The sequence below is a fragment of the Gluconobacter wancherniae NBRC 103581 genome, assembly GCF_007988885.1.
Lineage (GTDB): Bacteria > Pseudomonadota > Alphaproteobacteria > Acetobacterales > Acetobacteraceae > Gluconobacter > Gluconobacter wancherniae.
Genome location: NZ_BJUZ01000001.1, coordinates 997690 through 1019201, shown reverse-complemented (window position 1 = coordinate 1019201; position 21512 = coordinate 997690). Strand labels below are relative to the sequence as shown.

Below are 21512 nucleotides of genomic sequence, written 5' to 3'. Positions count from 1 at the left end.
GCCTGACATGGACGGATCCCGGCGCCACGGCGCTCATGGGGGCATTTATCGATATCGATGCGGTGCAGTCATGAGCGTTCCCGGCAATGCCCTGAACGCACCATATTTTTCGGGTCGCTGGTGCGATGCCACGGGCAATCTTACCCCGCTTGCCAGCGCAGTTATTCGTGCCCTCATGAACCGGACTGGATATGCTCCTGGGGTTTCGATATCGGATGTCGCGGACAGCATTGCCGATGTTCGGAAAACTGCCGAAGATGCCCAGATGACAGCCAATGCCGCTGACTCCGAGGTACTGATTGCTCTTCTGGATGGGGCTTCGGAAAACCGTTGCGCTCTTACTATAGCACGGGCAGCTCTTGAGGCGGCAAACATAGCCTTGCTGCAAGCTCGTGCGTGCGAACAGCGAGCGTTAAAAACCTTGGAAACGGCGCAGGAATTGACTATACTTCTCACCACGGCGAGCTGTGAGGCACAGGCGGCACAATCTCGAAATGAGAGCATGACGTTTTCAGTCATGAACCGCCCTTGGCCGTCGTCGCACAATCCCTCGTAAAAGGCATCACACTCACTGGTGACAGCTCTTCCGTTTACACTGCTGGCGCTGGCACGACTGTTGTCAGTGGCGCGGTGATCGCCAATCCGACAAATGCTGCCGTTGCTCTAACCGTCTCAATTCAGCGCGCTGGCGGGACTGCATTTGAAATCATCCCTGCCCACGCAATCGCGGCCGGTGGAACAGATCTGGCCCCTGAGCTTGGACGAGTTCTCACTGCTGGGGATGTGATCATTGCGTCCGGCAATGGCCTGAACCTGATCGTTGATGGATACATGCTGTCGTGATTTTCGCAGCACCATCAATCTCTGGGGCGGCCGTCAACGACATCAACGCCATCAATGCCGTCATCACACATCCGGGTGTCTATGGCGAAGAGGCCCAGATCGTGGATGTGCCAGGTATTGTTGTCGGTTTCCGCGCCGTTCGGGAGCGTGTGCATGAATGCCATCAGGCTGTCATTCCCGAAATGCGCGGCAAACAAGCCATCGCGGCAATGCGCCAAATCCGGGACTGGTGGTGGACGACACAGCCGTCTGACCTGATGATCGCCGCCATTCCAGACGACAAGAAGTCTGCCCGATTCACAATGCATGCCCTCGGCTTTGTCCGTTGGGGCGAAATCGACGCGCCCTGCCCTGATGGGATTGTGCGTCATCACGTCACCTACAAAATGGAGCGTCCAAAGTGAGCGATACGTTTGGCGTTGGACAAGCTACACAGGCTGCTACGACCGCGGCGACGACTGCGGCTCAGATGGCGCTCGAAAAGAGCGCCATGGACAAGGCCGCCAAGACTGGGGCAGGCCAAGCGCAGGCCATTTCTGCATCAGGAACTGCCGCTCAGGACTATCTGAATCCTTACGTATCGGTCGGTAATAAGCTGATCGGCAGCATGTACGACAACAATGCGTACAACTCGACCGATGACAGCTATATCAACAATGCGACCAACGCACTGAACCAGACGACGCTTGAGCAGACGCCCGGCTATGAGTGGAACCTGTCACAGGGAGAGCAGGCCGCGACGAATAGCGCGGCGGCGCGTGGACTGGCGAACAGTGGCGCAGCGCTTAAGGGCGCGTCCACCTATGCCTCTGGTTTGGCTGACAGCACTTATCAGAACCAGTTCAATGACCAGCTCTCTGCGAATAGTGCTGCTCAGAGCAACCTAACCAACACGTTCAACCGCCAGAATGCACTACTTGGTTACGGATCAAACGCCGCTTCGGCCAGCGCCAACAACGCCACGAACACCGCCAGCCTTTCCGCTCAGGCGGCGCTCGCGGGCGTGGGTGCAAATATGGCAGGTACTGCTTCTATGGCGAATAGCCTGACCAACGGATTGACCAATTTGGGAAATCAGGCGTCCAGCTATGGCAGTAACTATCTGACCTACAAAAACCTCCTCAACGGAGGCGCAAGCTAATGGCGGGGTTTGATACAGGCGCCAATGCGTTGCTCGGTATTGGCCAAAATACTATTCGGCCAACAAATCCATCGGATCACCTCGCACAAGCACTAAACATCCGAAATGCGCTGTTGGGAAATAAGATCCAGCAAGCTGAGTATGATGCCCGGATGGCCGGTGGCAACGCTTTGCTTGGCGCCACCGACGATACCGGACGCACTGACTACGCCAAAGCGCGCGCAACAATGGCTCGTGATCCGAAAGCTGCCTATGGGGCAGCGCAGGCCGTGCGCGAACAGAACGCGGCGCGTGCGGATGATCTTGCCAACACGCAAGCTGGGAAAAACGCCGTCGGGGCCATTCTGTCCTACGTGGGATCGAACCCGGATCAGGCGCACCTCTTTGCAGCGAAGCGCATGGCGAAAGCGATTTTCCCCGGCCAGCCCGTTGACGCGATCGTTAATCAGATTGCGCAGCATCCTGACGGCATTGCGGGCGGAGTAGCGCAACTGACGAACTCCATGCAGGCTCCGGGCCAGCAGGAAGCCAACGTGTATGGCACACCGGGCGCGACCGTAAATAACGGGCAGCAGACCATCATTGGAACGCAGCAGAGCGCTATGAATGGCGGGCAGTTTCAGCCGACAACCACGGTTCAGCAGCAGACCTCCCCGGATACCAATTCTACCCCGATGGAGGTCATCAACCCAGACGGTTCCCGTAGCTATGTCAGGCGCGATCAGGTGGTTGGTGGCGCAAAGCCGACCGTTCCGCCCGAGGCGATGGGCTCAGGCCGCTATCCGACGCAGCAGCCCGCCAATCCGGGATATCAGTCGGCTCCCGCAGCATGACAAACAGCAGCTCTGACCGAAACGGCACAAGCTGGAGCGCAGGGGGCGAACGCTCTGATGCAAGCCTCTGCAAACCGCAATGACCGGATGGCAGCACTCGGCAATATGTCTTCCGATCTGGAAGGGTTCACGTCCGGCCCCGGCAGTGAGCGCATCCGACATTTTGCCTCGGTCTTCGACAATTGGACGGGAGGCAATTGGAAAAGCAGCGAAATCGAAAGCGCCCAGTCCTTCAACAAGTGGGCTCAGAACCTCGCCAATGCGCAGTGCCAGGCCCTCGGGACTGGCACTGACAGCAAACTTGCGGCCGCCGTGCATGCGAGCCCGAACAGCGCGCTTCAGGGTTCCACGAACCGCCTGATGATCCATCAGCTCATGGGTAATGAGGACGCCATCAATGCAAAGGCACAGGCCTGGCAGAAGGCCGGATTGCAGCCTGCGCAGTTCCAGCAGTGGAACCAGCAGTTCAGCCAGAGCTTCGACCCGCGCGCCTATCAGCTTCTTCGGATGACGCCAGACGAGCGCAAGACGGTCTTTCAGGGCATGAAGAAGTCAGGCCAGATCGAAGAATTCAAGAAGAACTACAACGCGATGGCTGCTGCCGGGCTGGTGCCAAGTGGCGAGCGTTGATCAGACCTATGAGGATGCCGGGAAATACTGGAACGTAGACCCGAACGTCCTTCGTGCCGTGCATCAGGTGGAAGATCCGAAGAACGATCCGAAGGCCCGGTCGCGGGCTGGCGCCATAGGCCACATGCAGTTCATGCCGGAAACGGCCCGCAGCCTCGGCATCGACCCGACCGATCCAGTCCAGTCGATCTATGGCGCGGCCCGGTTACTGGACGAGAACCTGAAGCGATACGGCAATCTCCCGGACGCGCTCCGGGCCTACAATGGCGGGACTGACCGCACCAAATGGGGAAACTCCGAAACCATGGCATATCCCGGCAAGGTCGCGGCTAGCTATCAGCCACCCCAGAAGCAGCAGAACGCGCCAGATGCCCCGGACGCCTTTGCCTCAACGTTCGAGGGCAGCCTTGGGGACAGCTCTCCCGCACCGGACAAGCCGAGTTCAGGGAATTCCTTCGACGCCATGTTCGGGCATGAGGACGGCGAAAGCACGGCACCAAAAAAACCGGCACTTTCTCGCGCCGAAAAGGCCTGGACCCTCGTCAATGACACAGTGAACTCGGCAGGCCGGGAAATCGACCGGACGTTCGGTGTTGGCGTCCCTCACCTTGTGAGCTGGGCTACCTCTCTCGGACATCACGTAGACAATCCAGTTTCCGAGGCTGCTCAGAAGGCCGGTGATTGGGTCGCCTCGAAAGAAGATGCAGACGAGGCATCGCGTAAGGATGACTATGGCGCGCTCTATACTGACGCAGCGGGAACGATGCTCGGCGCCGGACTGGCAACCGGTCTGGGCGGTCGGATTGTTCGTCCTGCAGCTGCGGCGCTTGATGGGTCGCGGGCCGGTCGCATTGCGGCCAACGTCCTGACCGGTGAAGGGCCGGGCGCGACCCGTTGGGCCAACAACGCGCTGGCGGCAGGAACGCAGACCGGCTTGGCAGGTGGGGATGTCAAGGATGCCGCAGCACTCGCTCTGGGCCTTGGCGCGGCCGGGAAGCTCGGCGGGAAAGTCCTGTCACCAGTAACCGACCGGCTTTCGGCAGGCATGCGACGCGCCGTCGATTATCTGGACCCAGAAGGCGCGACCACGCGGGACGCTTCGGAGGCAGCGCCAGAGGTGCGGGCGCCGGCTGGACCGGCCCCGATCAGTACGTCTGCCCAGAAGGCCAAAGAGAAAGCCCAGATCAAGGCCATCTCGAAAGTCGGTGCGTTTAGTGATCCGGAGAAGGCCGCTCAGTCGATCGTGAAGGCATTTACCAGTAAAGATGGAACGCGCCTGTATGAAGCCCAGACACCAGGCGTTTTCCATACGACCGCTGTCCGGACGCAGGACCCGAAGATGGCCGGACTTGAGAACAACCTGCGGGATCTCTATCCGGATGCCTTCCGCACGCTCGATAGTGCGAATGACCACGCCTACACGCAGCACCTGCGGGAGACGATTGGCACGCCGGAACAGATCTACAATCTTGAGGCAGAGCGCTCCGCGTTCGAAGAGGCGCAGCGGACCAATGCGTTCGAGAATGAGCAGCCTATTTCAACGGAAGAACTTCACCACACTCTAGATCAGCACATTGAGGCCAATTGCGGGAACGCCTCTGTCAAACAGGCGATCCAGAAGGCGAAGGATGCGATCGCAGACGTCACGGACGAAGATGGAACGGCGCTTCCCTCAAACCTCTGGAACGTCCGCAAGGCCATCGGATATGGCCTGAAGCAGGCAGCAGCCAGTGAGAACGGCTATATGCGTGCAGCCAGCGCCCGTCTTACGCCATTCATGGATGATCTCGCCAACCACATCGACCAGGGCGCTCCCGGATTTCACGATTACCTCGGGGGATATTCGCGTCGATCCGGCAATATCGACAGCCTGCGCTTTCTCCAGTCGCGAGGCCTGACCCAGCCGTCCACGAACGCCCCGACAGGCGAGAGCGTGAATTACACGGCGCTGAAAAACCTGATCAAGCAGATCGACAAGAATGAGGTTTCGGTCCCCACCAAGGGGACAGATGCAGTCACACCAGAGCAGGAAGCGCGCCTTCGAACTGTCTACCGCGACATGATGGCAGAACGGACAATGCGCGATGCCGCCCGGTCCAACGGGTCGAATACGTTCAAGAACGCGATGCAGCAGCGTCAGAAGGAAATCCGGGGCGGCCATTTCGGTGGCGTGGCCAGCACTCTCGGCGGCCTACTTGGAGCGCAGGAGGGCGGCTTGATGACGGGCGGTGTCACTGGCGCGGCGCTTCATGCGGGCAATGCGCTGATCGGGCATGCCCTTGCTAATCGACGCCTGACCAAGATGGAGCAGACGGACCAGGCTGTTATCAATCACCTGCTGGGTCAGTCGCGGTAATTGAACCGGACACCATTCAGAAGCCGGTCCACTTTCTCCGCGCGGTATCGGCGGATGGCGTAAGGGGCGAATGATAGGCCAATCAACACAAGGGCCAGTGTGTAATCGTATTCTGGCTGATTGGTGATTGGTCCCGGCTCATTGAGTGAAGAAAGCACCATCACTGCAAAGAAGGCCGGCACCGGAAGCGCCGCCCAAAGCCTCCCCTTCACCCAGAAGAAGCACCAGGCCGCAGCCACGACGAGATAGAGGAGGATCATGGCAGAAATTATCTCAGTTTGCTGCGGTTTGAGCAACGTTTTTTGCTTGTACTGACGCGCGGAACAAAACTAGAATCGGGAGTATGGAAAAAGTTATGAAAAACACTGAAGAACGGCATATTATCCGTCACTGCATCGCGCAGACCCATCATTGGCTAGTCGAACAGATACGGGGCGAAGATATTGAAAGCGCCACGTTCCATGGACCCGATGCTGAGCAACGGGCAAAGGAATACGCCGCGTGGCGATATGACGGCCCCCCAGCCTAATTTTCTTTATTTATCACACGGTATTCAATTGTTTTGACGCAATGCTGAGTATTCCCTTTTGTGGGGGCGTACTGCCATTCGTCATTGGTCTCAATTTTGATATTAGTAATAAGAGCGACTTCAAAGCATTTCCATTGTGGCACTGCCCCTCGAGAGCTGGTTCCTCCGTACTGGTATGCTAGAACCATTTCCCCTCGCGGAGAATTCCCGATTACATGAGGGGACCACTTTCGAAAGTGGTCCCCGTAATCAAAGCTTACGCAGACTTTCTCTTTCGCGGCCTGAAGTAGAATCTGATAAATCACGATACTCTCCGTCATTTGGAGGGTTACTATTCGTTTATTGTATCGATTCGAGTCAAACTCCTCCATCACCTTCCCCGACAGAGAGTATTCGGGTCAATGATTGTTCCTGTAGTCTGGATCAACAAGGCGAAGCTCGCTGTCTAATTTGCTCCGCTCTTGTTCCAACTCGCTCAAGCGGCGAATGATTGTTCCCTTCATCACATCAGAGAGGCCGCTAAGGCCATCTGAAAGAGCAGTCCACTCTTTCATCACGATATCCATACGCTGGTGTAATCGCTTAACACGCTCTGAATGAGGAACAGGAGGCTCGCGCGTCAGTTTGCCATCCTCAATCCAGTACCTTTCACTCCTTTTGGGAAAAGCATCTTGATTGAGACTGATCACTAGACGCGCAGATATCTCTGCATTCATTGAGCGCGAATTTTCGGCGGCAGCTTCCCGCACAGCTTGGAATATCTCGGCATCAAGTCGAATAGTGATGGAGCGTGTTGGTGAATCTGACATTCCTGAAAATTAGCGCGAGTGCGAAAAAAAGTCTTGCACTCATAAATATGCACTCATAAGGTTTATTTGCACTCGTGAGTGCAAAAGGAGTCTTTATGAAACAAACATCATCCCTAACTTTGAGAATAGACAGCGATCTGCTGCGAGCGCTCAAAATTAGAGCGATAATGAATGATCGCTCTGCCAATGGCGAACTTTCGGCAATTTTGAAGGAAGTTCTGAAAACAAAAAAGACGGAAGAGGCCATGCTTGCAGGCCAAACCTCTTCCGTCTCCGAGTGAACCAAGAAGGAACACGAAAGTGACGAATAACACACAAGCCATCACAATTTCCACCGCTCTCTCAAGCGGCGCTCCGACCATGTCTAGCCGTGAGATCGCGGAACTGACTGGAAAGCGTCACGACAATGTCGTTCGTGACAATGTCGTTCGTGACATCGAAAAGATGCTGAAAGACGTTGGAGAGGGTCTCCTCAATTTTGAGGACACCTACCGAAACGAGCAGAATGGTCAGGAATACCGCTGCTACAATCTGACCCAAGACCTGACCTATAATCTCATTCTCGGCTACGACGCTGCGCGCCGCCTCAAGGTCGTCCGCCGCTGGATGGAGCTTGAGAAGGGTATGGTGAAAATCACCACTCCTTCCCGTAAGCGCAAACCGGCCTTCGACGTGGCTTATCGCCGCCTTCTCTCCGTGGCGTCCACTCTTCCCAATGTTGATGAGAACCAGCGTTGCCTGATGGCAGCTCGTGGAACCCATGAACTGACGGGTATCAATCCACTCGAACTACTGGGCGCAACGTCCATCGCGGCACCTGATGCGGAGAACTATCTGACCCCGACGCAAATCGGCGAGCAGATCGGGATGAGTGCCAGGGCAGTGAACGTGACGCTGATCCAGCAGGGCTATCAGGTGAAGGTGCCAAGCTCGGCGGTTGGCAGCGATTACGAGCCGACTGAGAAGGGTAAGGAAGTCAGTCGCTTTTTCGATACGACCCGCCGTCATGGCAAAGGCTCTCAGCAGCAACTCAAATGGTCGCCTCGCATGGTGGCGATCCTGCGCCCTTTCGCCAGGAAGCCGGAATTGGCGTCATGACGTACATCCCGCTGGATACGGCGGAACGCCAGCGCCAGCGGGAGAACACGGGAGAGCGGTTTATCACGTCAGACGAAATTCTGATCAGTGAGATGAACCGTTGGGAGGCGTTGCGCTGGAATGGCGTTCCTGCCGACCAGATTGCGGCAGATCGCTGGTACGAGATCGAGGCCTATGCGCCTCGGTCTTCCATCGGACGAGAGAGAAAAACCCTGTTTATGAGCCTGTTCCCATACGTCGCGCTCAAGTGGAGCGTTATTGCTGCTTGACTATGGAGCCGCCCTTCGGGGTGGCTTCGTCCTTGGTTTTTTCGCTTTCTATATATAAACCTTTACCGACTTTCCTTTTGACCAATAGAAGTAGAAAGTTTTTATCCTCACTACCCTCAGGAACTGCAATAAGACCCGTCAAATACCCTGAAATCATTAATAAAATCATACCAATTATGAGTATAAAAACACCAAATATCAAACTCAGATTAAGCCTTTCATCGTTGGATATAATAAGTACTATTGTTGCTGACAATGCAGTTAGTAGTGGAGCTATAACTTCATCTGGTCCAGGTGTGAATAACATGTAAGCAAGATCAATTCCGGCTGACAGTGCCAGTCCATCGCCAATAATAGATAATGTGTTCTGAGATAAAAACCACTCAACGTTATATTTAAATAGATCAAATGATCCCATTTTTTCATAAAACCTTTCTCTTATTTGACTTGTACTTGGTCCATTATAAAAGCTAAATCTAATGAATACCCTAAGAATTAATGAAATAAATATCATTATCGCTATAAGGTATTGTGAATAGTCTCTGAAATGCTCTGCAATTGATTCGATGTATTTTTTATTTTCTTCAATTTTGAATTTTTTTCTATTGAAACTGCACAATTCTTCTGTCTCTTTTTGATATTCTGTTGTATTTTTCATTTTTCTCTCACTTACTTTCAAGACTCTCCAATTTTATTATTGAGGAGCCGCCGAAACGCTATTAAGGTAAATATATATTTCAAAATTTTAGGGAAACTAAGAGAAAAATTTTACTGAGATTAAGCAAGGTAACGGCGCAATATATCTTATTCTCAAATTGCCGCATTACGGTCTTTTATAGCGTTGATTTCTAGGCTCGTTTTGTCCTAGAATCTCGTCACGGCATGCTTCGCGCTGGCGGCACAATTCGTATCCCGAAATGTTGCCCATGCGCTGCTTATTGCTTGTCGTTCCCCTTCTGATTCCGATTTGCGCCCAAGCGCAGACAACTGCCGCTAATCCGGTTGAGCCATTCTCGTATGGCGTTCGCGTTGGCACGGCTAAGAACCCGCTTGTCGCGGTGCTGTCTTCTGTCGTCCCGTCTGCTCAGGCCGGGCCCACTCAGGCCGCTATGCCGGTTGAGATGTTCAGCTACGGACGCCGTGTCGGTACGCAGTCGAACCCGATTTACGTCAATCTGGGAAATGCCCTGGACGCCTACGTTACCCAGATCAGCCTGACCTCGACGCTCTCCGCTTATCTGACCACCTCTGAGGCACAGAGCGCGTATCTGTCGCGGAGCGGTGGGACAATGTCAGGAGCAATTTCTGCCGGTAACCTCCAGGGCAGCCAAGCGGGGTACTATCTCTCGCCGTATGTCTTTGAGGGTCAGTTCAATGCGCCTGATACAAATCTGGTTCAGGGGTCTGCGATGGCGTGGAATAGCCTTACAGGCGTAGGAGGGTCAGGTTCATTCGGAGAAACGGATTTTTATAATCTTCAAGGTTTGGGAAGCGGAGGGTTTAGCTTCTGCACCGGCACTACGGCTGCTGGATGCAAAAACAACGTACTCATGACGATCAGCGGCGCTGGAGTGTCGTTTTCCAGAGGTGCCAATATCAACGGCGACGTCTCGATATCTGGGGAGGCTATTTTATCTGGCGCAACAGGCAGCGGCAATGCTTTCGCCTGTTTCAATAGCAACGGTCAGGTCTATCGCAGCTCGACGGCTTGCCAGTGATGGGGGATGCGGCGCCCATCCTCGCCCCCGATGCTGGCGAATTCATCACCCGTGGCGAGTTCTCTGATCGCATCGGCGGCGTTCAGCAGGACGTCAAGCTCCTTCAGCGCGAAATGGTAGAAACCCAGACTGTTCTGAGCACTCAGGGCGGACAGCTCACGCAGATCCTCGCCAATCAGGATGCGCAGGACAAGAAGCTTGATAACCTTCAGTCGGTTCGTCAGTGGATCGGTTGGGTTCTGGTGATCGTGACAAGCACTGGCGTTGTGCAAATCACGTCGCATCTTGTTGGTGTGCGATGATCGGCCTCGATACGCGTCAGCTCAAAACGCTGATCGTCACCCCGACGCTCCAGGCGCTCCACCTTGCCAGTCCTGCCGCCATCAATCTGGTGACAGGAACGGCGCTGGCAGAGACGCGTGCTGCCTATGTCCGGCAAATTGGCGGTGGTCCGGCACTTGGCCTCTGGCAGATGGAGCCAGCAACACATGACGACTGCTGGACGAACTTCCTCAACTTCCCGGCGCAATCTCACCTTGCGACAGTATGCACGCGTATGCGCGCTCCTGATCTTGCTGCGACAGCACAGCTGGTCACGAACTTCCGCTACGCCTGTGCAATGGCGCGGATCCGGTTCTACCGCGTGCGTGAGGCTCTTCCGGCCTCCACCGATGCAGCCGGACTGAGCGCCTATCACAAGGTTCATTACAACACAGCACAGGGCGCGGCTGATCCAGCTGCGAATGTCGCCTTCTTTGCGGAGGCTATCGCAGCATGAGCAAGTTCCTCGACTGGGCCCGCGAACCAACGACCTTGCAGGGACTGGGCCTTCTGTCCGGCGCGATGATGGCTGCTTGGCTGGGCGTTAATGGCGGCGTGCCGTCCGTCATGGCCTCAACCGCCATCTTTCTGCTGATCCCCGAAAAATCTCCGCTGCAAAAGGCTGCATCCATCGCAGCCGGAGCAGCGATCACTGAGATCGGAAAGCACCCGCTTCTGGGTACGCCTTCCGCCACTGCATCCACTGACGAGCCTAAAGCGCCGACGTGACTGCGGGACACCCCGAGCAACAAAGGAAACGCTCATATGACCGACTCTGTAATTCAGGAAGCTGGCGCACTCGGCCAGGAACTGCTGCCAGTTCTCGGCGGCTTTATCATTGAGAAGCTGGATCCGAACTGCGACACGGTAGCGGCTAAGGCAGCTCTTGCTGGTTTGGCGGGTAATATCGCTTCCCTCGTCACGGCGCTGGAAACGAAAACGACCACGACTGAAGCGGCTGCGGCTGCTTGAGCCAGTACGTTTACATCGGCGGGGGCGTGATTGCCCTCGCCTTTGTCGCCTGGCTGATCTGGTTCTCGTACCGGGCCGGAAAGAACAACGCATCTGTCACGACGGCTCAAGCCGCGACCGATAGCGCAACAGCAATCACGACCAAAGCCGAAGCGATGGCACAGGCTCAGGCTGATAAGCCCGAGACTGAAAGCGCGGTACTGGCTCGGCTTGATGAGGGTTCGGCGTGAGGTGGCTCGTCCTGGCGCTCGCCCTCACGGGCTGCACCTAGGTACGCTATGTGCCCTGCCCTACTCTGGTGACTTACTCGGCTGCTGATCAGAAAGCTCTGGCCACGGAGATCAGAGCGCGGCCACAATCTCAGACCATACGCTGGCTCGGGGATTACATCGGCCTGCGTGATCAGGTCCGGGCGTGTTCTAAGAAGTAACCAGACCTCGCTTCATAACGCCCATGACTCTGCTCGATGTCTGTGTTGCGGCGTAAAAAATTAGGCGGGCCGTGTTTTCAGGAGAAGAGCTGCGAACCCAACGAAAATTGCTCCTGTAACGCGGTTGAAGATGCGTTTGACGGAAGGGCGGATCAAATAATGGGACAACGAACGACCGCCTGCCGCATAGATCACGTACCAAAAACATTCGACGGCAGCGAAGCTCGCAACAAGAATCACAAACTGAGGGGTCTGTGCAGCGGCGGGACTCACGAATTGAGGGAGAAAAGCAGCAGCAAATAGAATAAGCTTAGGATTACTAATGCCGATTAGAAAGCCACCACGATATAAAGCGCCCGATGAGAGTGAAGCAGAAAGATGGTCTTCACCGACGTCCAAAGGGGCAACTTCACTCCGCCACGCCTTGATGCCGAGATAAAGCAGATAGGCGACGCCGACATATCTTAGAATTTCAAATACACCCGGCAGCGCTGTGAGCACCGCGGTTAATCCTGCCGCAGACGCTGTCAAAACGGTTACAAGTGCCGTGAGGCATCCAGCCATTGCAGCGATGCTTCGCTTCATCCCAAAATCGACGCTACGCGGCAGAATATGCAGCATGTTGGGTCCGGGCGTCCCTGAAAGCAGGAAAACGGCGACTACAAAAAGCCACCACGTATGAAGTGTCATAATAACATTTCTCCCTATTCAAGAATGCCGAGCAAAACCTTCTTGATTATCAGCATATCCATATTCATACCTGAAACACAGTGCACAAAATTCAGTCGTTCTTTTGAAATTTCAGACTGGCGTGGTCAGACGCATGCATGCTCAGAGAAATGACCTTGCTATCTCTGAATTCGCTGGATGAGCGCGGAAACAAACCGAAGCAATTTATTTTGGGGGTACCGTTGGGGGCGCTTTCTCAAGCACGGAGCGAAATATCCGTTTTATAATAGACAGATAGATGGCCAGATCGACCGCCACTCTCCCCGGTGAGAAGGCTGTGCATGGATATGGCCAATCTTACTCTTCGCAACGGCGCGTATTTCGTGCGTTCCTTGTTCCCAAGGACCGCTGACAAGAAGTAGACGCGGCGCTGGGGTGCGACCTATGTCCTATTGCACGGGTGCGGTGTTCCCGATTGAATGAATCCTGAAAAGCTGATTGCAGAAGCATTGGAGCGACATGGGCATTTTGATGCGGATGATGGATGGCCTGTCTGCTACGAAAGTCGAGCCATCCATCATGATTGACGCGCCCCATCTCAAAGCACACCTTACGACTTCAAGTTTACGGTTAAAAAAGGGGGTCCAGGGCGTCTGATTGGTCGCATCAGAGGCGGTATGAACACGCAGCTGCAATACGAACACCAATCAAAATAGACGACCGCTGAGCTTCTTCATGACAGCCGGACGGATCAGTGATTACACCGGGGCCGCTACCCTGCTTGACCGTCTTCCTGCTTCACAATGATTGCTGGGAGATCGTGGGTATGGCGCGGACTGGTTCAGAGGCGGCGCCCCGAAGGAAAAAGGGATCAGGCCCTGCATTCCGGCGAGAAGATCCTGTGGAAAACCAGTCGCGTACGACAAGAGAAAATATAAACGCCGCAACCGTATCGAGATCATGCTTGGTTGCCTCAAGGATTGGCAGTGGGTTGCAGCACGCTATGGTAGATGTCTGAACGTCATCTTCTGGCTACGCAGCCTGAGCCCAGAGGGGATGTGGGTCAATCCAAATGTGCATCATATCAATGACGCAAGTCCATCAATTTTATCGGCCAAAACTGCCACCATATGTTTGATTTCAATGGCGGTTCCTGACTTATCGACCGTAATATTCAACCGCTCAGCGTCATGCTGGAGTTCGGAGACTAATTGACGGATCTCTGATTTAATACCGTCTTCGTCGTAGTTTACACGGTATGACATATTAGCCTCCAAGGGAAACCAAACACTGCGCCCTAATAGGGTTTAATGTCCAGAGCAGTTTTCTTGCCCCTTATGTCGACCACTGCACTTCCACCCACAGATCATGGCGTTTGCCGCGTGCATTTTCCTACGTGGCAGGTTCTGCTGACTCGCTCTTCTTGGCCAAAAGCCTCACGATATGGATCTCTCTTAGTCATAATTGAGCTTCTTTCCTCAATCGTGGTTTGGATAATCATATTTCGAGAGCTCGTGTTGCAGCATCCACCGGGCTTGCAGCGCGCATCATCATTTTCCGCCAATGCTTTCGAGCGTTAAAAGTGAGCGCATCGGCGTAAAGCTCGGCGCCTAACAGAGAAGTCGCCCTACGGGATGGTTTTTTGATAAAAAGTTTTTTCAATATCTTTTCGTAGGCCTGAGCTGACAAAGCATGTGATTATTCTCTGAGGCAAGTGCTGCCATTGTACCTTTATTGGAGGGTCTCAATATGAAAAAAGCTTTTCTAGCATCTCTCATTTGCGTCACCGCTCTGTCTGCTTGTGAAACGCCCCAGCAGATGGTCGCTCAGAAAGAAGATCATCTTGCTGCTGCAGGCTTTCAGCTGAAGCCCGCCTCCACCCCACAGCGGATTGCCATGCTTAAGAAGCTGCCTGCACATCATTTTGTCCGCCGTATCCATGGTGACACAGTGAGCTACATTTACGCTGATCCAACGGTCTGTGGCTGCCTGTATGTTGGCGACCAGACCGCATATGGACGATATCGGGCCTATCAGCAGCAACAGAATATCGCTGACGAACAGCAAATGGCTGCACAGGATTATCAGGACGCTCAGTGGAACTGGGGAGAGTGGGGTCCCTGGGGCGGTGGCTTCGGCCCGGGCTACGGATTTGGTCCAGGTTGGGGCTGGTAAGCCCCTCTCGCGTTATCGCCTTGAGACCGCACATTTTTTTTGAAGTTGCTTCATCGCGTCTGGCGGCATCGGTGCGGTCATCATGGATCTGTAATTCATACAAGCTGCCGTTTCATCCTTTGGTGGCTTGTATGAACCGTTGGCACAGGCACTCAGAATAAAAACGAGTGGAACCATAGCAGCTAGGCGCATAAACACTTCTCAAACCTGATAAAGTTCTAGAGGAAGGTCATCTGGATCTGAGAAAAAAGTGAAGAGTCGGCCTGTATACGGATCTATTCGAACGGGTTCTGATTCTACTCCATAGCCCTTAAGATGCTCTATCGTTGCGGATATGTCCTTAACGCAAAACGCCAAGTGCCGTAGGCCGCAAGCTTCTGGACGTGATACCCGAGGTGGAGCTTCCGGAAAGGAAAAAAGTTCGATTTGCGCCTCCCCGATCTTTAGATCGCACTTCCAAGAGTTACGCTCGGCACGAAAATTTTCAGCGATGACAACAAAACCCAGTACATCAACGTAAAAATGCCGAGAGCGCTGATAATTGGACGCTATTATGGCGACATGGTGGAACCCTAAGATATTGCCTGAAGCCTGATCCATTTGCTCTACCTTTTTCACAATATGATCCGATCAGCGGCAATGCCACTACGACCCAGATAAACCGTTCTGAAATTGACGCAGAATTGCAAGTGCGAGAGGGGGCGGCATCATAAAACAGCACTTACCAATTGGACTTGTCGCGGTTTAGTTCCAGACGTGTGGCAAGGGAATTAACGATTCTGGTGGAACGCTGTGTCAAATTGCTGGTGATTGTCAGCGACAACGGGTTTGCCGAAAGTTTCTACAAGCGTCTCGGGAGCATGGCACCGCGACGCTTGTCATCCCACTAGTATACCAAATCTGTTTTTAATATTATGAATTATAATTCATTAATTTCATAAACATTAATCAAGGCGAATTGATGGTCTGATAAAAGTATCTACCCAATCCGAAAAACAAGACATCAACCCTCTATAAAATCCATACAGTTCCATTTGATGCTGACGATATAGAAGTAAATGCGCGATACGGGCGGAAAGACCATGAGAGAAACCGCCCCCCCAAACTGTTCCTCCAGGCAGAGCTGCCCAGCCATTATATTTTCCCAAGGCTACGATTGCTCCTTTGTTGTGGAAAACACATGGAGGGATTTTTTGGCCCTTTTCAATCCAGGCAGGAAGATAGCGCGCAAGATGACGGGCCTGTTGTTGTGCAACCTGAGCTGTTGCGGGCATGGGATCACCATCAATATAGGAGCAATCACCAAGGGCAAAAATATGCTCATCACCTATCGCTGAAAGATTGGCCTTCACGAGGATTTGCCCCGTGTTGTTGAGAGCCAACCCTCCATAAGTTGTCGTAACCTCTGGCGCTTTCACCCCCGCAGCCCAGACGCGAAGTTTGGCTGAAACGCGAGTGCCGTCTTTTAGCGTAAACCCGGTAGCATTCGCTCCTGCAACTCTGGCAGACGTGCGAACTGTAACGCCAATGCGCTCCAGTTCCGTTTGCGCGGCCGCAGAAACCGACTCAGGAAAAGCTGGCAGTATCCTTGGACCAGACTGAAGCAAGGTAACGCGGAGCTTCGGTGGCGGCTTACCGAATGCATGCAGGTTAAAGGGCCCCACTATTTCAAGAGCTTTATGAAGCTCTGCTGCAAGTTGCGTCCCTGTCGCCCCTCCCCCAACAATCGCGATGTCGAGTTCCGAGTTGTTGGCAAAAGCGCGCAGAAGCTCCATTCGGAATTTTTCGTTAAATGCGTTTGCTTCTACTAGATTATCAATTGAAAGACAGTTCTCTCTAACTCCTGGTGTGCCAAAATCGTTTGCGCAACTTCCAATCGCTATAACAATCGTATCATATTTTATTGTTCGGCTTTCTAAGACTACGGTACCATCAGCAGCACAAAGCGGGCTTAGAACAACTTCTTGTCTCACACGGTCTATTGAAACAACTTCCCCCGGCCAGAACTCAAAATTATGACCGCTTGCCTGTGAAATGAAGTTGATGCGATCATTTTCGTTTTGCATGGTCCCTGATGCAAAACAATGTAGCATCGGTTTCCAAACATGAGAAAAGCTCTTGTCGATAAGTGTGATGCGGGCTTTTCCGTGTTTGCCCATGGATTTTCCAAGACGTGTGGCGAGCGACAACCCAGCCACCCCTCCGCCAACAATAAGTATTTCGGGTTTGGATATCATAGGTCTTTAAGCCCCCCTTTACATGAGTGGGTCAGTCAGGAAATACCCGGGATATCCGAATATTTGTTTAAAACATGACATTGTTGTGATTGAACATCTGAATAAAGTTTAGGAGTGTAGATAAGTATAAGAAAGTAATATTCTGGTGATATGATTATTTAAAATATAATTTGTAAATACATATTTTGTTAAAATAATAAAATAAAAAAATAAATCAAATATGTTGGTTTGTGATTAATTTATTAAATATAGTTATCTATTATTTTTTATTTTTATAATATCTATGAAAAATTAGTTCTTCATGATATTTTCTAATGCAGATTTATCTCCAAATAAATTATGGAATATCGCAAATTGGGATCAAGGAGAGATTTTGATTTCACTGTTATCCGCTTTCCGACATGCATTTTTCATTGAAAGTAAGATGATCATAGACTTTTGCTAACGATAGAGTTTCACTCCCTCCAACGATTAGCGGCCAAACTCCCCTTCAAGTCATCAATATGTGATTTCATCTAAGCGTTTTTTGGAAAAATGAATTTGTAAGGGCCATATAGTTAAGGAATAATGCGGCATCGAAACGAGGCGCACTGTCTCTTAAAAACGCATGCTGGCCATCAACTTCGTGCCATTCCACCCGTGCTCCAGCCTCTTCCAGTGCATCTCGTATCTTTCGACGTCCAGCATAAGGGACGTGTGGGTCTGATCTGCCCCAGACCATCATGAGTTCTCCTTTGAGATCAGATGCTCTCTCCAAAGAGTTATCATTTTTTCCAAATCCTAATGTCGCCGAATGAATGTCTGTGGCGTAGAAACACACAGCAGATTTAACCTTGGAAAACAATGCGGCCCTATAAGATAAGTGCCCTCCGAGACAAACTCCAAAGGAACCAATACTGCCTGAACAGTTTGGATTGTTGTCCAGCCATTCAAGAAGAGATTCCGTATCATCGTCGAAGCTCTGAATTGTTTTTGTATATTTTAATTCGTTGCCTCTATCAGTCCCATCCTTGTCATAAGGCAAAACACGGCCAGCAGGTTCGTATTCGTGATAGATTTCGGGAGTTACCACCATGTATCCCTGCCCTGCAATCATGGCAGCAAGCCTCTGGATCGGTGCAGTCACCTGGTAGATTTCAGAGTAAAGAATAATCGCGGGGTACGTTCCCTCATTTAAAGGGATGGAAACATGAACCCGCATGGGACCAGACGGTGTTTCCAGGTCCACTACCTCATCTGTGCGTATCAACATAATCGATCCAGCCCGTTTAAAAAAACATTCATCAGCTCGGTGTAGGCTGGATCGTTACATGAAGAGCTTAAGTGTCAAGTAGGGAACGTATTCACATGAAAGCGAAGCCGAGTGTTAATGGCGCGATGTTTGGTACAACCAACAACACCCGACGCGGTGGGATACGATTAGGCCCTATAAAAACTGTCAGCCGCCCACATCGAACTTTACGCCTTGGGCGAGTGGTAACGTGCGCCCGTAATTAACTGCATTTGTCTGGCGTCGCATGTAGGCTTTCCACGCGTCTGATCCAGATTCCCGGCCGCCGCCAGTTTCTTTTTCGCCACCAAATGCTCCCCCGATCTCGGCGCCTGATGGCCCCATGTTCACATTGGCAATGCCGCAATCAGAGCCCTGAGCCGAAAGAAACAGCTCTACTTCTCGAATATCTGTTGCAAAAATGGACGACGAAAGTCCCTGCACCACGCTATTTTGAAGTGAAATTGCTTCATCAAGAGTTTCATACTTCATGACGTAGAGAATTGGCGCAAAGGTCTCCTCAAGAACCGGACCAGTCTGTGATGGCATTTCGACGAGTGCCGGACGAACGTAGAATGAAGCATCGCCATTTATGTTGACGCGCTGACCACCATGAACTGTTCCCCCAGCTTCTCTGGCCGCCTTGAGGCTTGACTGCATTGCCTCAAAAGACAGTTGATCAATCAGTGGGCCTACAAGCGCGTCACTTTCAACGGGATTGCCTACTTTGATCGCGTTATAAACGCCTACAAGTTTTGGAATGAGAGTTTCATACACACTGCTATGCACAATAAGGCGACGGAGCGTAGTGCAGCGCTGCCCAGCCGTCCCCATGGCTCCAAAAGCTACCGCGCGTAGCGTGAGATCCAGATCAGCTGATGGTGTTACGATAGATGCATTGTTCCCACCCAACTCAAGAATAGAGCGCCCAAACCTGCGGGCCACGCGTTCACCCACATCACGACCCATCCGGGTGGATCCCGTAGCAGAAACTACTGGTACGCGCTGATCTTCCACTAGCAGTGCTCCGATCTCCCGCCCGCCCACAAGGAGAGTGCTAAGAGCTTTTGGTGCCTCTGCGCCAAAGCGAGCTGCGGCTTTGAGGAACAGAGCCTGTGTCGCTATAGCGGTCAACGGGGTTTTTTCTGATGGCTTCCAGATGACTGTGTTGCCACAAACCAAAGCCAGCGCCGCATTCCATGCCCAGACAGCAACAGGAAAGTTAAATGCCGAGATGATGCCGACGACGCCTGCAGGATGCCATTGTTCGGTCAATCGGTGATCAGGACGCTCTGACTGAATGGTGAGACCATAAAGCTGCCGGGATAGACCTACAGCAAAATCACAGATATCGATCATTTCCTGCACCTCTCCGAGGCCTTCGGAGGGTACCTTGCCCACTTCAAGAGTAACAAGCCGCCCTAGAGCTTCCTTGTTGGCGCGGAGTTCTTCACCCAGCAGCCGAACGAGTTCCCCACGACGTGGAGCGGGAATCTTACGCCATTCATTGAAAGCTTCAGAAGATGAGGAAATTGCCGCAATGGCTTTTTCAGAGGAAATTTCTGGAACCTTGGCAAGGACATCCCCCGTAAGTGGAGAGCGTACAATGAGAGTTCCGCCAGAAAACTCGCTTTCTGCTACGCCCATGCCTTGAAGTAGAGCTTTGATTTCGACGTCGAGGTGAAAAGACATTTTTAATTCCTAACAAGGGTAACAGAAAACGCGGAACAACCCATCCGTATCTTCTTCTAAAACCGACTTCTGGCATTCATCTATGACAATGTTGACGCCAGAAATTTCAACTTTCAACATCGGGCAGCTTTGTTGTGGGGGGTATATCTATCAAACGCCTACCCAATAATTTTTCAATACTTTCAATAGAATTATTCTGTATTTTCTCATAAAGAACCATTTCGTCCAGCACTCCACACCCTAGGGCTTTCTCGAAAGCATCACGAGCCGAGCCAGTTGAGTAAGTTTGTGCAGGCTGATCATTGAGATTAGAATGAAAAATTCCAGCCGCACTAATGGGTAAAAAATCTTCATATGTAATGGGTATTGCTTCCACGGCCCCTGTATCAATTAATTCCTGCAGACTATCAGTGAATTTTTTTATTTTTTTATTATCAATAATTTTATATTGGGAAAAAGATAATCCTTCACGCCTCAAAATTACTTCGTCATCGGGAAATTTTTTGAATAAATCTTTTAGAATTGACGAATATTCGTCTCCCTTCCCACTTTTTGCTTTTTCTATGAGGCTATCATACAAATCTCGTCCTTTGGGTGTTAGTGCTACTCCACGCTGCTCGATTTCTCCAAAGCGGGCGGTGTGAGTTCCTACTGTACCCTCGCCTCCTCCCATGAATGTAATTTCTTCGTTTAAGGCTACGAAACTGGTTTGCCTTAAAAGTATAGGTACCTTTCGTTTTGGCGGCCCTTCAATGATCGCCTTGGGGGTGATCCCGTGCTGTTGCATTACATTTTGAACTCGATCGATATCTAAAGTTCTTGGTGTTAAATGATTTATGTGAGGACCACGGAAACATACAACGTCAGCGATCAGTGGATGCTCTCTATGAAGCTCCTCGTACATATCTCGGCTAACAGGTGTATCTTGATGCCAACGAAAAGCATTAATAGATTCTTCAACGAATAAATCAGCCTCATCGGAGGTTAATTTATTAAATTTTTCGAATGAATCTATCATGTTTATTAATTTTTTACTAAAAATACTTCTTAAATTTAAAATTTTCTCTACCTTTAGCCTTAAAGATGGGTCTTCGATAAGTTCAATGCGCAACAAAGATGTGAATATACGGAAAGGGTTGCGTTCCAATGCCACTGCATTGGTGGGTCGAAAGGCAGTGGAGTGAACTGGAACCCCTGCTACAGACAAATCGTAGTACCCAACGGGCCTCATGCCCATAATGGCGAAAAGGCGCCTACAATTATTCAATTCCGATGGACTTCCCAGCCTTATTGCACCGTGCCTTTCGACATTAAGACGGTTTATACTTCCATCATTTTGTAATTTTTCTTTTATTTCTGTATTGTTATTTAAAATATCGCTATTTACATCTTCTACAATACCGAGTAGCGTGTCGTATTGAGGCACCTCGTGGCGATACATTTTCGACATAGCGGACGAAAAGCGAGACCTGATCTCGTCGGAAGATACGTGGCCACTCACCATAATAACAAAAGACCTC

28 protein-coding genes and 1 pseudogene are annotated in these 21512 nt (G+C 51.8%); 19 read left to right on the top strand and 10 right to left on the bottom strand.

What is annotated here, in order from left to right; all coding sequences use genetic code 11:
• Positions 1-7 precede the first annotated feature (7 nt).
• The 7 genes from GWA01_RS04655 to GWA01_RS04625 are packed head-to-tail and all read left to right on the top strand — an operon-like array spanning position 8 to position 5803.
• The gene (locus tag GWA01_RS04655; RefSeq protein WP_146794477.1) at positions 8-556 is read left to right on the top strand and encodes a hypothetical protein; all 549 of its coding nucleotides are present in this window, start codon (positions 8-10) and stop codon (positions 554-556) included.
• Positions 529-843, top strand: a complete 315-nt coding sequence (locus GWA01_RS04650; protein ID WP_146794475.1) for a hypothetical protein — start codon at positions 529-531, stop codon at positions 841-843. The genes GWA01_RS04655 and GWA01_RS04650 overlap by 28 nt, the downstream gene beginning before the upstream one ends.
• Complete coding sequence (locus GWA01_RS04645) at positions 840-1247, top strand: DUF2824 family protein (RefSeq protein WP_186819455.1); 408 nt, start codon at positions 840-842, stop codon at positions 1245-1247. The genes GWA01_RS04650 and GWA01_RS04645 overlap by 4 nt, the downstream gene beginning before the upstream one ends.
• Positions 1244-1984 (top strand): hypothetical protein, encoded by a 741-nt coding sequence (locus GWA01_RS04640; protein WP_146794469.1) that lies wholly within the window; start codon positions 1244-1246, stop codon positions 1982-1984. The genes GWA01_RS04645 and GWA01_RS04640 overlap by 4 nt, the downstream gene beginning before the upstream one ends.
• Complete coding sequence (locus tag GWA01_RS04635) at positions 1984-2817, top strand: hypothetical protein (protein WP_146794466.1); 834 nt, start codon at positions 1984-1986, stop codon at positions 2815-2817. The genes GWA01_RS04640 and GWA01_RS04635 overlap by 1 nt, the downstream gene beginning before the upstream one ends.
• 57 nt (positions 2818-2874) lie before the next feature.
• Entirely contained in the window at positions 2875-3447 is a 573-nt protein-coding gene (locus GWA01_RS04630) for a hypothetical protein (protein WP_146794463.1), read from the top strand.
• Positions 3434-5803 carry a lytic transglycosylase domain-containing protein gene (locus GWA01_RS04625; protein WP_186819454.1) on the top strand — a complete coding sequence of 790 codons (2370 nt, stop codon included), beginning with the start codon at positions 3434-3436 and terminating at the stop codon, positions 5801-5803. The genes GWA01_RS04630 and GWA01_RS04625 overlap by 14 nt, the downstream gene beginning before the upstream one ends.
• Here the strand turns inward: GWA01_RS04625 and GWA01_RS04620 are convergent.
• Complete coding sequence (locus GWA01_RS04620) at positions 5791-6063, bottom strand: hypothetical protein (RefSeq protein WP_146794457.1); 273 nt, start codon at positions 6061-6063, stop codon at positions 5791-5793. The two genes, GWA01_RS04625 and GWA01_RS04620, sit on opposite strands and share 13 nt — an antisense overlap.
• Before the next feature lie 95 nt (positions 6064-6158).
• Between GWA01_RS04620 and GWA01_RS12965 the strand changes: the two genes are divergently transcribed.
• Positions 6159-6332, top strand: coding sequence for a hypothetical protein (locus tag GWA01_RS12965; RefSeq protein WP_186819453.1), 174 nt, complete (start codon positions 6159-6161; stop codon positions 6330-6332).
• A 398-nt stretch (positions 6333-6730) separates the two neighbouring features.
• Here the strand turns inward: GWA01_RS12965 and GWA01_RS04615 are convergent, their stop codons facing one another.
• Positions 6731-7141 carry an Arc family DNA-binding protein gene (locus GWA01_RS04615; protein ID WP_146794455.1) on the bottom strand — a complete coding sequence of 137 codons (411 nt, stop codon included), beginning with the start codon at positions 7139-7141 and terminating at the stop codon, positions 6731-6733.
• Positions 7142-7236: 95 nt separating this feature from the next.
• Between GWA01_RS04615 and GWA01_RS04610 the strand changes: the two genes are divergently transcribed.
• From GWA01_RS04610 to GWA01_RS04600, 3 genes are read left to right on the top strand one after another with little or no spacing between them, the layout of a single operon-like run.
• A complete protein-coding gene (locus GWA01_RS04610) occupies positions 7237-7422 on the top strand; it encodes an Arc family DNA binding domain-containing protein (RefSeq protein WP_146794453.1) in 186 nt (61 codons plus the stop codon).
• Between the two features lie 19 nt (positions 7423-7441).
• Positions 7442-8239: a Rha family transcriptional regulator gene (locus GWA01_RS04605; protein WP_229315986.1), complete on the top strand. Its 798-nt coding sequence runs from the start codon at positions 7442-7444 to the stop codon at positions 8237-8239.
• Positions 8236-8508, top strand: a complete 273-nt coding sequence (locus GWA01_RS04600; protein ID WP_146794451.1) for a hypothetical protein — start codon at positions 8236-8238, stop codon at positions 8506-8508. Before GWA01_RS04605 ends, GWA01_RS04600 begins: the two co-directional genes overlap by 4 nt.
• On the opposite strand, the gene GWA01_RS04595 is transcribed toward GWA01_RS04600, so the two are convergent.
• A complete protein-coding gene (locus tag GWA01_RS04595) occupies positions 8495-9166 on the bottom strand; it encodes a hypothetical protein (protein ID WP_146794449.1) in 672 nt (223 codons plus the stop codon). The two genes, GWA01_RS04600 and GWA01_RS04595, sit on opposite strands and share 14 nt — an antisense overlap.
• A 268-nt stretch (positions 9167-9434) precedes the next feature.
• Here GWA01_RS04595 and GWA01_RS04590 point away from each other — a divergent pair, with 268 nt between their 5' ends.
• Genes GWA01_RS04590 through GWA01_RS04565 form a run of 6 tightly spaced genes read left to right on the top strand, consistent with a single transcriptional unit; the run spans position 9435 to position 11749 of the window.
• The gene (locus GWA01_RS04590) at positions 9435-10226 is read left to right on the top strand and encodes a hypothetical protein (protein WP_146794447.1); all 792 of its coding nucleotides are present in this window, start codon (positions 9435-9437) and stop codon (positions 10224-10226) included.
• Positions 10217-10528 (top strand): hypothetical protein, encoded by a 312-nt coding sequence (locus GWA01_RS04585; RefSeq protein ID WP_146794445.1) that lies wholly within the window; start codon positions 10217-10219, stop codon positions 10526-10528. The genes GWA01_RS04590 and GWA01_RS04585 overlap by 10 nt, the downstream gene beginning before the upstream one ends.
• Entirely contained in the window at positions 10525-11004 is a 480-nt protein-coding gene (locus GWA01_RS04580) for a hypothetical protein (protein ID WP_146794443.1), read from the top strand. The genes GWA01_RS04585 and GWA01_RS04580 overlap by 4 nt, the downstream gene beginning before the upstream one ends.
• A complete protein-coding gene (locus GWA01_RS04575; protein ID WP_146794441.1) occupies positions 11001-11276 on the top strand; it encodes a hypothetical protein in 276 nt (91 codons plus the stop codon). The genes GWA01_RS04580 and GWA01_RS04575 overlap by 4 nt, the downstream gene beginning before the upstream one ends.
• Before the next feature lie 36 nt (positions 11277-11312).
• Positions 11313-11519, top strand: a complete 207-nt coding sequence (locus GWA01_RS04570) for a hypothetical protein (protein WP_146794438.1) — start codon at positions 11313-11315, stop codon at positions 11517-11519.
• Positions 11516-11749 (top strand): hypothetical protein, encoded by a 234-nt coding sequence (locus tag GWA01_RS04565; protein WP_146794436.1) that lies wholly within the window; start codon positions 11516-11518, stop codon positions 11747-11749. The genes GWA01_RS04570 and GWA01_RS04565 overlap by 4 nt, the downstream gene beginning before the upstream one ends.
• Positions 11750-12009: 260 nt before the next feature.
• On the opposite strand, the gene GWA01_RS04560 is transcribed toward GWA01_RS04565, so the two are convergent.
• Positions 12010-12639, bottom strand: a complete 630-nt coding sequence (locus GWA01_RS04560) for a LysE family translocator (RefSeq protein ID WP_146794434.1) — start codon at positions 12637-12639, stop codon at positions 12010-12012.
• Positions 12640-13122: 483 nt separating this feature from the next.
• On the opposite strand from GWA01_RS04560, the pseudogene GWA01_RS13190 reads away from it, so the two are divergent.
• A pseudogene (locus tag GWA01_RS13190) lies at positions 13123-13653 on the top strand (IS5 family transposase); the annotation flags it as partial.
• A gap of 44 nt (positions 13654-13697) precedes the next feature.
• Here the strand turns inward: GWA01_RS13190 and GWA01_RS04550 are convergent.
• Entirely contained in the window at positions 13698-13883 is a 186-nt protein-coding gene (locus GWA01_RS04550) for a hypothetical protein (protein ID WP_146794432.1), read from the bottom strand.
• 484 nt (positions 13884-14367) lie between these two features.
• Here GWA01_RS04550 and GWA01_RS04545 point away from each other — a divergent pair, with 484 nt between their 5' ends.
• Entirely contained in the window at positions 14368-14793 is a 426-nt protein-coding gene (locus GWA01_RS04545) for a hypothetical protein (RefSeq protein WP_146794430.1), read from the top strand.
• A 201-nt stretch (positions 14794-14994) separates the two neighbouring features.
• Here GWA01_RS04545 and gloA2 read toward each other — a convergent pair whose 3' ends face one another.
• The 5 genes from gloA2 to hglS form a co-directional block, all read right to left on the bottom strand.
• Positions 14995-15393 carry an SMU1112c/YaeR family gloxylase I-like metalloprotein gene (gene gloA2, locus GWA01_RS04535; RefSeq protein WP_146795537.1) on the bottom strand — a complete coding sequence of 133 codons (399 nt, stop codon included), beginning with the start codon at positions 15391-15393 and terminating at the stop codon, positions 14995-14997.
• Between the two features lie 344 nt (positions 15394-15737).
• Positions 15738-17030, bottom strand: a complete 1293-nt coding sequence (locus GWA01_RS04530; RefSeq protein WP_146794426.1) for an NAD(P)/FAD-dependent oxidoreductase — start codon at positions 17028-17030, stop codon at positions 15738-15740.
• Positions 17031-17541: 511 nt separating this feature from the next.
• Positions 17542-18282, bottom strand: coding sequence for a dienelactone hydrolase family protein (locus GWA01_RS04525; protein WP_146794424.1), 741 nt, complete (start codon positions 18280-18282; stop codon positions 17542-17544).
• A 186-nt stretch (positions 18283-18468) separates the two neighbouring features.
• Positions 18469-19992 (bottom strand): L-piperidine-6-carboxylate dehydrogenase, encoded by a 1524-nt coding sequence (gene amaB, locus GWA01_RS04520; RefSeq protein WP_146794422.1) that lies wholly within the window; start codon positions 19990-19992, stop codon positions 18469-18471.
• A gap of 106 nt (positions 19993-20098) precedes the next feature.
• Entirely contained in the window at positions 20099-21496 is a 1398-nt protein-coding gene (hglS, locus tag GWA01_RS04515; RefSeq protein WP_222592698.1) for a 2-oxoadipate dioxygenase/decarboxylase HglS, read from the bottom strand.
• Positions 21497-21512: the final 16 nt, after the last annotated feature.